This window comes from Draconibacterium sp. (assembly GCF_041583095.1).
In the GTDB taxonomy this organism is placed as follows: Bacteria; Bacteroidota; Bacteroidia; order Bacteroidales; family Prolixibacteraceae; genus Draconibacterium.
Window position 1 is genome coordinate 1 of the sequence record NZ_JBFHGM010000149.1, and the last position, 12,267, is coordinate 12,267.

At 42.3% G+C, this 12,267-nt stretch carries 10 protein-coding genes; 5 read left to right on the forward strand and 5 right to left on the reverse strand.

Annotation, left to right across the window (positions count from 1 at the left end):
* The coding region (locus tag ABZB17_RS14030) for a DMT family transporter (protein WP_372650965.1) at positions 1-669 on the reverse strand (669 nt) is incomplete at its 3' end.
* Positions 670-1,002: 333 nt separating this feature from the next.
* Here ABZB17_RS14030 and ABZB17_RS14035 point away from each other — a divergent pair.
* The 3 genes from ABZB17_RS14035 (at position 1,003) to ABZB17_RS14045 (ending at position 3,735) form a co-directional block, all read left to right on the forward strand.
* The gene (locus tag ABZB17_RS14035) at positions 1,003-1,188 is read left to right on the forward strand and encodes a hypothetical protein (RefSeq protein WP_303923290.1); all 186 of its coding nucleotides are present in this window, start codon (positions 1,003-1,005) and stop codon (positions 1,186-1,188) included.
* A 211-nt stretch (positions 1,189-1,399) separates the two neighbouring features.
* On the forward strand, positions 1,400-3,046 hold the full coding sequence (gene pgi / locus ABZB17_RS14040; protein ID WP_372650966.1) for a glucose-6-phosphate isomerase: 1,647 nt from the start codon (positions 1,400-1,402) through the stop codon (positions 3,044-3,046).
* A gap of 122 nt (positions 3,047-3,168) precedes the next feature.
* Complete coding sequence (locus ABZB17_RS14045; RefSeq protein WP_372650967.1) at positions 3,169-3,735, forward strand: CDP-alcohol phosphatidyltransferase family protein; 567 nt, start codon at positions 3,169-3,171, stop codon at positions 3,733-3,735.
* 100 nt (positions 3,736-3,835) lie between these two features.
* On the opposite strand, the gene ABZB17_RS14050 is transcribed toward ABZB17_RS14045, so the two are convergent.
* Positions 3,836-4,831 (reverse strand): NAD(P)H-dependent glycerol-3-phosphate dehydrogenase, encoded by a 996-nt coding sequence (locus tag ABZB17_RS14050; protein WP_372650968.1) that lies wholly within the window; start codon positions 4,829-4,831, stop codon positions 3,836-3,838.
* Between the two features lie 208 nt (positions 4,832-5,039).
* Here ABZB17_RS14050 and ABZB17_RS14055 point away from each other — a divergent pair, with 208 nt between their 5' ends.
* Both ABZB17_RS14055 and ABZB17_RS14060 read left to right on the forward strand, forming a co-directional pair.
* The gene (locus tag ABZB17_RS14055; protein ID WP_372650969.1) at positions 5,040-5,312 is read left to right on the forward strand and encodes a hypothetical protein; all 273 of its coding nucleotides are present in this window, start codon (positions 5,040-5,042) and stop codon (positions 5,310-5,312) included.
* 9 nt (positions 5,313-5,321) lie between these two features.
* The gene (locus ABZB17_RS14060) at positions 5,322-6,566 is read left to right on the forward strand and encodes a M14 family metallopeptidase (RefSeq protein ID WP_372650970.1); all 1,245 of its coding nucleotides are present in this window, start codon (positions 5,322-5,324) and stop codon (positions 6,564-6,566) included.
* A gap of 58 nt (positions 6,567-6,624) precedes the next feature.
* Here ABZB17_RS14060 and ABZB17_RS14065 read toward each other — a convergent pair whose 3' ends face one another.
* The 3 genes from ABZB17_RS14065 to ABZB17_RS14075 form a co-directional block, all read right to left on the reverse strand.
* Positions 6,625-7,779, reverse strand: a complete 1,155-nt coding sequence (locus tag ABZB17_RS14065) for a DUF819 domain-containing protein (protein ID WP_372650971.1) — start codon at positions 7,777-7,779, stop codon at positions 6,625-6,627.
* Positions 7,780-7,877: 98 nt separating this feature from the next.
* Positions 7,878-11,633, reverse strand: coding sequence for a hydantoinase B/oxoprolinase family protein (locus ABZB17_RS14070; protein WP_372650972.1), 3,756 nt, complete (start codon positions 11,631-11,633; stop codon positions 7,878-7,880).
* A gap of 1 nt (position 11,634) precedes the next feature.
* Positions 11,635-12,267 (reverse strand): divalent metal cation transporter (locus ABZB17_RS14075; protein ID WP_372650973.1); only part of this gene is annotated, 633 nt, incomplete at its 5' end.

The window sequence follows — 12,267 nt, forward strand, 5'->3', positions numbered from 1 at the left end:
ACCAATGGATACGTTGGCAAGAGCCCTGGATGATATGCTGGCTTCGGGGCTATAGATAAAAAATGCGATAAGCGAAAATGCGAAAAGCCAGGTATAGCGGTTCAGATTAAAAAGCTCAGGGCTTATATTTTTTACATGCACTTTTACAATTAGTGTAGCGGTGGTGGCAAATAGCGCATTAATTACTACCACGCCGGTGCCGGCAATAAACAGCGTTTTTAAACTTGTACCACCCGAATAACTGATAACAAAGGTGCCAATTAGCGCCAACGATGCACCAATAACTTCTACCCAACCAAATTTTTCTTTCAGCAGCACGATACCACCCAAAGTAACCATTACCGGGAAAAGATTGCCGATAAACGATGTAACGGAAGGGTCGGGGATAATATTTATAGATATAAAAAACGAAGTGGTTGTGAGTATTTCAAGAATGCCGAGTAGCAAAAGTATACGGCGTTGCCTTTTATCGAGAACCTTTAACTGACCCAGCTTTTTGTTTTTTAATGCAAAAAGTAAACTAAAGAGCATCCCAAAACCACACCAGTAAATACCAAATTGCGTTAAGTGAATTTCATTTAACGCAGCCTTACTAAAAATGTAAACGTTTGAGAACGCAACGGTGGCAACAAGGGCCAGCAGGTATCCCTTAAATGTGGCTGTTTTCATACGGTCAAAATTGATAACTTTTAAAGGTAAAGTACGGAATCGGTATCGATTGTAATAATTCTCTCCGGGCGACTATTATCGATACTTGTTTCATTCCTAATAATTGTGTTGTATTTCCGGCGTTATAATTACAATTTAATTCCTCTCCGGAAGAGGTGGTAAAGATAGAAAATCAATGCAAAAAGTAAACCGGTATATCAAATCGTAAAATTCCAATCTTCAAATGGTAAAAAATATTACAAATCAATTATATTCTGCAATCTTTAAAATGAAAACTTTGGATAAATATTCGTTGTTTATAGCTTTGTTGCGTTTAATGTTAAAACCAGCAAAATGTCGAAGACCCGAAAAATAGTATTAATTTCTTTTTTAGCAGCTGCTTTTATTTTGGCAGGTATTGGTTCTTATGCAAGATTTGAGCATTGGAGTAACATGCTTTGCTGTCGTTTGGTTTTCACCGGATTAATTATGGCCACCGCAGCCCTTGTTGTTGCCATGTGGCGGCCGAAAATGCATTAATTTACACGAGTACATATTTTTTCTTAACCCAACATTAACCTTCCCGAAAGTTTCAGCTGCAATCTTCAGAATCAATTATCTTTGTAAAGAGATATTAGTGGTACGCTCGTACTGAGTGAACACTACAATTTAGAATATTAACTATCGGACGGCTGCAGCATCAGGTTTGAAGAAAACTTCAGGCTTCGGTCTTCCTGCTTAAAACAAAAATATGTTACCTAAAATTAATCCTATTGAAACCAAAGCCTGGCAAAAACTGGAAGAGCTATATTTCGAGTTTGAAGGCACGCATATGAAAGATCTGTTTGCAGCCGATGCTGACAGGTTTGAAAAGTACTCACTGAAATTTGAAGATATCCTGCTCGACTTCTCGAAAAACATTGTTAACGATGAGGTGAAAGAAGCATTGCTGGAGCTGGCTGAAGAGTGTGGTTTAAAAGAAGCGATTTCGGCCATGTTTTCGGGCCAGAAAATTAATGCGACCGAAGACCGTGCAGTACTTCATGTGGCGTTACGCAACCGCAGCAACACACCAATCGTTGTTGACGGCGAAGATGTAATGCCCGAAGTAAATGCTGTGCTCGACCAAATGAAAGGTTTTACCGAAAAAGTGATTTCGGGCGAGTGGAAAGGGTACACGGGAAAGGCAATTACCGATATTGTAAACATTGGTATTGGCGGTTCGGATCTTGGTCCGTTAATGGTTACCGAAGCGTTAAAACCTTACAAAAACCATTTGAAACTGCATTTTGTATCGAATGTTGACGGAACGCACATTGCCGAAACACTAAAAGAAGTTGATCCGGAAACGACGATGTTTATTGTGGCTTCGAAAACTTTTACCACGCAAGAAACCATGACCAATGCCAACACGGCTAAAGACTGGTTCCTGGAGTCGGCAAAAGATTTGGAGAATGTAGCCAAACACTTTGTTGCTGTTTCAACAAACGCCGAAGCAGTTTCAGCTTTTGGTATCGACACCGCAAATATGTTCCGTTTCTGGAACTGGGTAGGTGGACGTTACTCATTGTGGTCGGCCATTGGTTTAAGCATTATGCTTGGCATTGGTTACGACAACTACATTGAGTTGCTGGAAGGTGCTCATACCATGGACAAACATTTCAGCGAAACTGATTTCGATAAAAATATTCCTGTAATTCTGGCCTTGATCGGACTTTGGTACAACAATTTTTACGGTGCCGAGAGTGAAGCTATTCTTCCATACGACCAGTACATGCACCGTTTTTCAGCCTATTTCCAGCAAGGAAACATGGAAAGTAACGGTAAATATGTTGACCGTAAAGGCGAACAAGTGGATTACCAAACCGGCCCGATTATCTGGGGAGAGCCCGGAACAAACGGTCAGCACGCTTTTTACCAGTTGATTCACCAGGGAACAAAACTGATTCCCTGCGACTTTATCGCTTCGGCAATCAACCACAACAAAGTGGGCGATCATCATCCGAAATTACTGGCCAATTTCTTTGCACAAACCGAAGCAATGATGGTGGGTAAAACGGAAGATCAGGTAGTTGCCGAATTAAAAGCTGCCGGAAAATCGGAAGCTGAAATTAAAGCATTAACACCGTTTAAAATATTCATGGGCAATATCCCAACCAACTCGATTTTGGTGAAACAATTAACACCACGTGTTTTGGGTTCGTTAATTGCCATGTACGAACACAAAATCTTTGTTCAGGGAATTATCTGGAATATTTACAGTTTCGATCAGTGGGGAGTTGAGTTGGGTAAACAGTTGGCCAACGCCATTCTGCCGGAACTGAACAACGACGAAAAAGTAACAGGCCACGATGCATCAACCAATGGTTTGATCAACGCCTGGAAAGCAATGAGATAAGAAGATTCTCACCATAATTTTCTGAAATGCCATTCGTTTAACGGGTGGCATTTTTTTTCGCTGTACTTTGCATTCTTAGGAATTAAAAAATGTGCTAACTTCATGCATCAAATACTCTTGCCTTGGCAAAGGAGAAGATTTATAATATTCCGAATGCATTGAGTGCCTACCGCCTTATTATCTTTCCCTTTGTTTTATTGCTCCTTTTTCAGAAAAATGAAAGTCTGTTTTCCATCTTTATTGCAATTAATCTGTTAACCGATTTTCTGGATGGTTTTATTGCGCGAACATTTAATATGGTAACCAAATTTGGTGCCCGTTTGGATTCGCTGGCAGATTATGGAACTTACCTGTTGGCTTTTTCCGGGCTATTTACCTTTAAACGTCCCGATCTGCAAATTCACGGATGGTTATTGTATATTTTTATGCTATTGCTTGTGCTGTCTCAAATTATTCATATTTATAAGTTCGGGACATTTTCCAGTCTCCATCTTTATTCATTTAAAACCACCGGTTATCTGCATGGCCTGCTATTTATTTTGTGGTTTTTTATCGGTTTTTTTCCTGGTTACTATTATTTCGCCATGGGATTTGGGATATTGGCCGAATTGGAACTAATCAGTATCACATTGATATTGAAACAAAAACGTTCGAATGCCCGGGGAATTTATTGGGTGTTAAATGAGTAGCTCAGAAATTGCCTGAGAGGACAGCTCTTACCACGGGGAAATTCAGAACCGGTATGAAGACAATACGTGTAGCCCGCTTGTTTCCTTCGTTATTAAAGTTTTAACACAATTTTCTTGTTAACTCGCCAAATACCTTGTGTGGAGGAATTTTATCGTAAAGAATTTGGTAAACCGCTTCGCAAATCGGCATATCTACCTGGTGATTCTGATTAATTTGGTGAATGGATTTTGTAGCGTAATAACCTTCGGCAACCATATTTAATTCCAATTGTGCTGCTTTTACCGAGTAACCTTTTCCAATCATTGATCCGAAAGTACGGTTGCGGCTAAATTGCGAGTAAGCGGTAACCATCAGGTCGCCCAGATACGCCGGCGCTTTTATGTCGCGGTCAATTGGATGAACCTGGTCTACAAAACGTTTTATTTCCTGGATAGCCCGCGAAACGAGCACCGCATGAAAATTGTCGCCAAAACGTTGCCCGTGTGCAATACCGGCGGCAATGGCAATAATGTTTTTCAGTACAGCGGCATATTCGGTTCCCCAAATATCATCCGATGCCGAAGTGTAAATATATTCGCATTCTATAAGCTGTGTAAATTTCATCGCCTTTTCTTCGGTGGTGCAGGCCACGGTAAGGTACGACAGCTTTTCGCGCGCAACTTCTTCGGCATGGCACGGACCCGCCAAAACACCAATCATATCATGATCGACATTAAAATATTTTAGCAAATATTCAGCTACCAAAAGGTTTTCGTCGGTAACAATTCCCTTAACTCCCGATAAAATGTATTTACCCGAAAGATCTTTTACATCGGCCAACACGGTAGGAAGGAATGCTGAAGGAACAGCTATTATAAGAATATCGGAATGAGCAATGATGCAATTTATATCGTCGCAGAAATTGATTTTTGAAGTATCAAACTCAACTTCATGCAGATAACGCGGATTGTGTTTATTCTTTTTAAACGTTTCAATGGTTGATTGCTTACGAAAATACCAGTTAATCTCGTTTACGTTTTCTAAAAGAATTTTCGCCAAAGCTGTTGCCCAGCTACCACTCCCGATTATGCCAACTTTGTCTGTTTTTAAATTCATTTCTGTGATAAATAACGCGCAAAGGTACAATTTGTACGAGCTTAACGAAGAAAAAGTACGATTTTAATAGTTTTTAAGAATTCGGTTTTTGAACAGGGAAAGTTTTATTCTATTGTAAACTAACAGGGTAGAGATGTGTGGAAGGTATTTGTTAATTGTAAGATGAATCTGTATTTTTAGTAAATATGTTCACAAGGAACTGAGTTTGATGAAACAAGTCCCGAATATTGGTGATGAGTTCCAGCTTAATCCAAAGAAAACAACCAATTTTAATGAAATGATAGAAGAAGTAAGTGAAAGTTCAATTCGTTTAAGAGCAATGATAGAACAAGCCATTGCCGATCATAAGATCACGCGCGACGATTACGACAAGATTATAAATATTGCCACCGAAGATGGCTATATCGATAAACATGAAAAGGCTTTGCTTAGCCAGTTACAACAAATGATTGAAGACCGGCTTGTGAAGTTTGTTATCTAAAAAAATATTATGAAGAAATTTCTAAAAGTTGCCGGAATAGCTCTTGCTGTTTTGGTCGTATTCGTGTTGGGTTACGCTTACGTGAGTTTTAATTCCTATTCGCCCACCGATCCCGATGTAACGGTCAACAAAACCAAACTGGCCTATTACCAAAACTCGTGGGAAGATTGTCGGGCAGCGTTCAGAGCGCAGGCCAATTCCATGAAAACGCGGTTTGATAGTGTGGTGATATTTTCACGATCGGTAGAAAGTGAATCCGACACGGGTTTAACGATTGATTTTTGTTACATACCGGCAAGCGACACCACTGAAAAACTGGTGATGATTTGCTCCGGGACACACGGCATTGAAGGTTTTGTGGGCAGTGCGGTGCAACAACAACTAATGTCCGAATTTTTTAAGCCTGAGATGCTTAAGAATACCGGAATTTTACTGGTACACGGATTAAATGCCTGGGGCTTTAAAAACCAGCGGCGTTTTACCGAAAACAATGTCGATCTGAACCGGAACTACAGTACCAACCCTTCGCTTTTTGAAACCAAAAACGATGGTTTTGTGGCACTTTATGATATGCTTACGCCAAAAGGGAAGTTGAACATGAATAGCTTGGGCAACAAATTTTTTCTGGTAACGGCTGTTAATCAAATAGCCCGAAAGGGAATGCCGGCATTGTTACAGGCTTTTGCGCAGGGACAGTACGAATTTCAGGAAGGAATTTACTTCGGTGGCCACGATTTTGAGCAGCAAGTGGCAATTATGTCGGAAGTATTAAGCGACATTGCAGCACCTTATTCTACTCTATTAAACCTCGATCTGCATACCGGTTTTGGCGAGCGGGGAGAGTTGCATCTTTTTCCGAATCCAATCGATGATCCGGAGTTAAAAGCAAAGACCGAGCGGGTATTTAAAGGCTATCCAATCAATTGGGGTGACTCGGATAATTTCTACACAGTATCTGGACAGTTTGTAGAATACATTGGTGACTTGCTGCCCGATAAAACATCGATTCCTATGTTGTTGGAATTTGGTACTTTAAATACAAGTTCAACAATTGGCGCAGTAAAATCGGCACACATTTCTATTGCCGAAAATCAGGGTGCACATTACGGTTATAAATCAGAAAAGGACAGTTTAAAAGCACTGGCTGGTTATTACGAAATGTTTTACCCACCATCAGAAAAATGGCGCAGCAATGCACTTACTGTTTCGCGGGAAATGATGGAAGACATTTGGGAGAACTTTGCTGAGTTGTGATACTTGATACTTGATCCTGGTTTCTGGATACTGGATGCTGCGACTGCAAACTGTAAAGTTATTTCAGCAGATAAGCAATAAGAACCCCTAAATAATTTCCAACGGCATAACCGGCAATTCCTACAACCAGCCCGGTTAATATTACCTGGCGGTTTTTTAATGCACCGGCAACCACGGGAACAAACGGTGGCGAGCAGATAAGGGCGCTGGTTGAAATGATGACCGTATCGGCATCAATTTTAAAAATACGGGCCAGAACTATGTGAATAATGTGCGACCCGTAAACAGCCAACGCCACATAGTAAAACAGTGAAAAGGAGATGTTCGATAATTTGCTGATATCGGCCATGGAGGCAACGGTTAAACAGAAAATTAGGATGAGGTACATACCCAGCTGAAAGGTCTTTTTTATGGCTTTTATTTTGGGAACAAACGAAAAGGCAATTCCAAACGAGGTAATAAGCAGAATAACAACAGCTGTTTGGTATTCTTTAGGTAAAAGCAAACTGATACCATAACTCACACCCAGAATAGCCACCGAAATTCCAAATGCACTGATTAATGGAATTAGGGTTTTTTTCTTCAACATTCCGTCGTACGATTCAAACTCTTCTTCCATATTCATTTCTGCAACGGCTGTGTCTTCGGTTTTTACAGGTTTAAAAGGCGGCAAAAACCACAGAAATACTTTCTGCCCGATGGAAAGAATAAAAACCAGGTATATAGCACCAAGCGTAAGGTCGTAGGTGTGGGTCATAATGTACAACTCCTGCGAAACATTTAAAGCTGTTTTCATGGCGGCCATATTAGGTGTTCCGCCGGTGTACACACCTACCAGCATTCCGGCCACCTGCCAGATGTTTTCAATATCGTTTCGGAAAATAAAAAAGCCGATAATTACAATCAGCAACACCGAGATCAATCCGGTTATAAGCGCCAAAAATGCCGATCGTGCCATTTTAAACCACGAACGTACATCAACCGAAAAAAGGATCAAAGGTAAGGCCAACGGAATGGTAATATCCGTAAGCATATTCTGGTATTTTTCGGCTCCGTGAGGCAGCACGCCCATGTTGCCAATAATTAAACCAACCCCGTAACAAATCAGTACGGCGCCAATTTTCTTTAATATCGAAAACTTGCCTTCAAGATAAATAACAACAAGAGGAGTGATAACAAAAAGAATAATCAACGCCAGAAACGGTGTCTCCATAGTTTTAAAATTTTCCCTTATCGGGCGGTAAAGATATCAGAATGAGGAGAAACTACAAACTGGCAATTATTTTCGGGGATCGTAGTTTGATTAAAATATTATTCTGTTTCATAACCACCGCCTCCCGGCGTTTCAATTATAAAAGTGTCGCCTTGCTCCATGTTTATATTTTGGATGGAATCAAGAATGATCTCTTCGCCATTGGCACGAATTACTTTTTGGCATCCCGGTTTTCCGTCACTCCCTCCATTTAAGCCAAAAGGCCCGGATTTCCGGCGTTGGGTGAGAACGGAAAGATTTACCGGCTCCAGGAATTTTAATACCCGTTTCACGCCACCGCCACCGTGCCATTTGCCACTGCCTCCCGAGTTTTTACGGATGCTGAATTCCTCCACACGAACCGGATAGCGGTGTTCCATTATCTCAGGATCTGTAATGCGTGTATTCGTCATGTGGTGATGAACAGCGCTGGCCCCGTTAAAACCTTTTCCGGCGCCACAACCGCCGCAAATGGTTTCGTAGTAGCCAAAATTCTTGTTGCCAAACAGTGTGTTGTTCATGGTACCCTGGCTGGCTGCTACCACTCCAAAAGCTTTCAGCAGTGTGTCGGTTAAACGCTGACTGATTTCCACATTGCCACCAACCACGGCAGGACATTTTGCCGCGTCATCATCAAAATCAGGGTTTAATAATCCGGTTGGCAATATAAAATCTACAGGTTCCAAAAGACCATCGTTTAATGGTATGGTTTCGTTCAACAACAGCCGGAGCACATAAATACTTACGCTTTTTACGATTGCCTCGGTGGCATTCATGTTGCCTTTGTGTACGGCCGCACTGCCGGTAAAATCGATGCTACAGTTGCCATCATTAAGCTTAATGTTTACCTGTAGTTTTGATCCGTCGTCGAGGTATTCTGTAGCCGAATAATTAACATTTTCAAACTTCTGAAGTGTGGCTTTCATTTTTTGCGCTGCATGATCGCGCAACAGATCGAGGTAACTCTGCACGGTTTCTTTTCCGTGTTTATTGATGAGGTCGGTCAAGGCTTCAGAACCACTTTTATTGGCTGCCAACGCGGCATTCAAATCAGCCAGATTTTCTTCAACCGAGCGGGTAGGGAATTTGCTGTTGAGCAGGATCTTTCGCATTCCGGCCCAATCAGGTTGTCCATTTTTTACCAGGTAAAAGGGAGCAATACACACGCCCTCTTCCTCCAGGTTTTTTGCATTTGGTGGCATCGATCCCGGGCTGATCCCGCCAATCTCGGAATGATGCGCCCGGTTTACCACAAAACCAACTCGTTCTCCGGCATAAAAAACCGGCGTAACCAATGTAACATCGGGCAGGTGCGAACCGCCGTATTTTGGATGATTGGTAACGATGGTGTCGCCCTCCTTAAAATCAAAATGTTTAATCAGCTCACGCACACAAACGCCAAGTCCACCCAGATGTACAGGTATGTGCGGAGCATTAGCTACCAGGCGTCCGTCTTTGTCGAGCAGGGCACACGAAAAATCAAGGCGTTCTTTAATGTTTACCGATAAAGAGGTGCGTTGCAACAAAGCTCCCATGTTTTCGGCAATGGCCATAAACCGGTTGGTGAACAATTCCAGTTCGGTTTCTCGGTTTTGCATTGTGTCAGCTTGCTGGTTTTCGGTCTGGCTTTTTAAAATGGCCGTTCCTGAATGTTGCAACTCCAATGACCAACCACTTTTAACGAAAGTGGTAGAGAAACTGTCGAGGAAAAGCGCAGTCCCTTTTATTTGTGCTCCAGCTTTCAGCTTGTTACGGACAAAAACCGGAATGCCATTGTCGGTCGTTTTCAGCGGTTCGGGCAGGAAGCTTGTTTTTGTTGTAGTGATCGTTTCTTTGTCTGTATTTTCCACGGCAGCCAACACCCGAATCGCCTCAATCTCAATGGTGCGATTGCTAACCGTGTGCCCGTAAACTTTTTTGTATTGTTGGTGGAAGTCGGCAACCAATTGTTCAACGTCGGAAAAATGAATTTCAAGACTCGAATCCTGACCTGCAAAACGCATAAATACCATGCGCTGGCGTATACTTATTTTTTCAGTATTAAAACCTTCGTTTTGTAATTTTTTTGTGGCCTCTGTTTCAATTTCGTTAAACCAGTCGGGAAGCAAATTGTCAACCTCGCTTAAATTCTGCAGTACTTGTTTTTCAGCAAAACGTTCAACACTTGCATTACCAATTCCGTAGGCGCTTAACAGCCCTGCATCTTTTGGCAGAAGAATGTTTTCTATTCCAAGAATTTCAGCAATGTCGCAAGTGTGCAATCCGCCTGCACCACCAAATGCAACGAGTGCAAAGTTTTTCGGATCGTAACCTTTTGTTATGGAAATTTTCCGAATGGCTCCGGCCATAATTTCGTTGGCAATGGCAATAAAACCGTTTAAAACCGTATCGGCTGATGCTTTATTTCCGGTGCTCTTTTGCATTGAATTGAGCAGCTCCTCGAGGCGTTTCTCTGCTTCATTTCTGAAAACGGGAATGCCGAATTGACTGGCGTCAAGCCGGTTTAAAAGCAAATTTACGTCGGTAATGGTAAATGGTCCTCCGGCACCGTAACACGCTGGTCCGGGATACGCACCGGCACTTTCGGGGCCAACAAAAAGTTTGTAACCATCAAAACCGCAAATGGAACCGCCACCTGCAGCTACAGTTTCAATGGCAATGGCCGGACTGTTTATTCGGGCATCACCAACCTGCAGTTCGTAGCGGTAGTCAAACTCGCCATCGATACGCGAAACATCGGTACTGGTGCCGCCCATATCAAAAGTGATTAGTTTAGCGTAGCCTTCTTTTCCCCCAATTTCACGTGCACCAACCACTCCTCCGGCCGGGCCACTCAAAAGACTGTCTTTTGGATGGAATTTATCAGCAGAAACCAAACCTCCGGCACTGGTCATAATCTGGAACAGATTCCTTCCTGTTTTTTCAGCAATGCGGTTTACGTAGCTATGAATGATGGGAGAGAGGTATGCGTTAACGACCGCCGTTTCGGCGCGATTCAAAAGCTTTATTAGCGGAGATAATTCTGTTGATTGGGAAATAAATCTGAATCCCATTTCTTTCAGAAGTTGTGCCAGTTGGTGCTCGTGCTCAGGATTGATAAAGGCGTTCATCAGCGCGATCGCAACCGATTCAATTTCGTTAAGATCTATTCCGTTTAGCCTTTTTTTGAGGCCATCAAAATCAAGTGGTTTTAAAATAGTTCCACTTGAGTCGATGCGTTCGTCAACTTCAATAATTTGATGCGTCAGTTGCCGTGATTTTTCCACGTTCATGGCAAAGATATCAGGGCGTGCCTGGTTGCCAATTTCCAGCAGGTCGGCAAAACCTTTTGTTACAATAAATAGTGTTTTGGCACCCTTGTTTTCCAACAAAGCATTGGTCCCTTTTGTCGACCCGAGTTTAAGGTGCAGATCCGGAAAGGCTTCGTTCAAACCTGTTTGGGTAATCAGGCGTGCCCCCAAAACCGGAGCTTCCTCGTGCGAGGTGAGTTCAAAGTTGCTCCCCTTCATTTCAGGCGTAAGACACGGAGTCTCGAGTTGAAGGATATTATGCTGCACATCAAACGAAACAACTTTACTCCCGGTGGTTATTTGTTGTAGCAATCGAAATGAAAAGCCTTTAAAAATGTCGCGATGTAAGTTCCAGGAATCTGCGATTACACATTGCTTTGCCGATATTACTTTTTCAATAGTACTGCGCAGGCTGCTGCTGCTCAGAACCTTTTGGCGGTATTCTGTACCCGTCTCATCAATGCCTATACAATCGGTGAAGGTTCCACCGGTGTCTACAAAAAGTTGAAAATATTTATTTGCCATGTTACTTCTTTTGTCCTTTAAACCACACCCACGCTGAAATCATCATTGCCACAAGGCTAATGCCCCAAAGCACCCCATTCCCCGGAGTAACCGTTGGCAAGAATACACTGTAGAACGCTTTCGTGGCACTGTTCAAACCGAGGATCAGCGTTACAAAAATTACAATTAGCATTAGCACATTCAGTAGTGTAGGATTTGTTTTGGTTCCGGTTATTGCCTTGTTGTTGATTACGATGAAAAGGAATATGCTTACAAATGGCAGCAAAAATCCATTTAATGCCTGCGCCAGGATTATCGCCGGAATGGGCTTCACATTCACCACGGCAAAACCAATTCCGAAAATCAAAACCACCAACCAGCTCAGTTTGAAATTCAACGAATTTGCCTGCCATTTTTCAGGATTTTTATTTCCGAAAAGGCTTTTTAATGTGATGGCTGCGGCCAGTGGTGCGGTTACCGATGAGGTAAAACCGGCGGCAAATAAGCCAAAGCCAAGCAGGTATTTTCCGGCTGGTCCTACTTTTTGCTGTAAAGCGAGGGATAGATTCTGAAATGAAAATTCTGCCGTTACAGCAGTTCCAACTATCAATACAGCCATCGAAAAAAGGCCGCCCAGCAAAACGGCAACTGACAG

What these genes read in the sequence shown, in the direction of transcription:
- ABZB17_RS14050 (WP_372650968.1), bottom strand. Translation starts at nt 4,831, where the DNA reads ATGAATTTAAAAACAGACAAAGTTGGCATAATCGGGAGTGGTAGCTGG.
- pgi (WP_372650966.1), top strand. Translation starts at nt 1,400, where the DNA reads ATGTTACCTAAAATTAATCCTATTGAAACCAAAGCCTGGCAAAAACTG.
- ABZB17_RS14065 (WP_372650971.1), bottom strand. Translation starts at nt 7,779, where the DNA reads ATGGAGACACCGTTTCTGGCGTTGATTATTCTTTTTGTTATCACTCCT.
- ABZB17_RS14060 (WP_372650970.1), top strand. Translation starts at nt 5,322, where the DNA reads ATGAAGAAATTTCTAAAAGTTGCCGGAATAGCTCTTGCTGTTTTGGTC.
- ABZB17_RS14055 (WP_372650969.1), top strand. Translation starts at nt 5,040, where the DNA reads ATGAAACAAGTCCCGAATATTGGTGATGAGTTCCAGCTTAATCCAAAG.
- ABZB17_RS14070 (WP_372650972.1), bottom strand. Translation starts at nt 11,633, where the DNA reads ATGGCAAATAAATATTTTCAACTTTTTGTAGACACCGGTGGAACCTTC.
- ABZB17_RS14035 (WP_303923290.1), top strand. Translation starts at nt 1,003, where the DNA reads ATGTCGAAGACCCGAAAAATAGTATTAATTTCTTTTTTAGCAGCTGCT.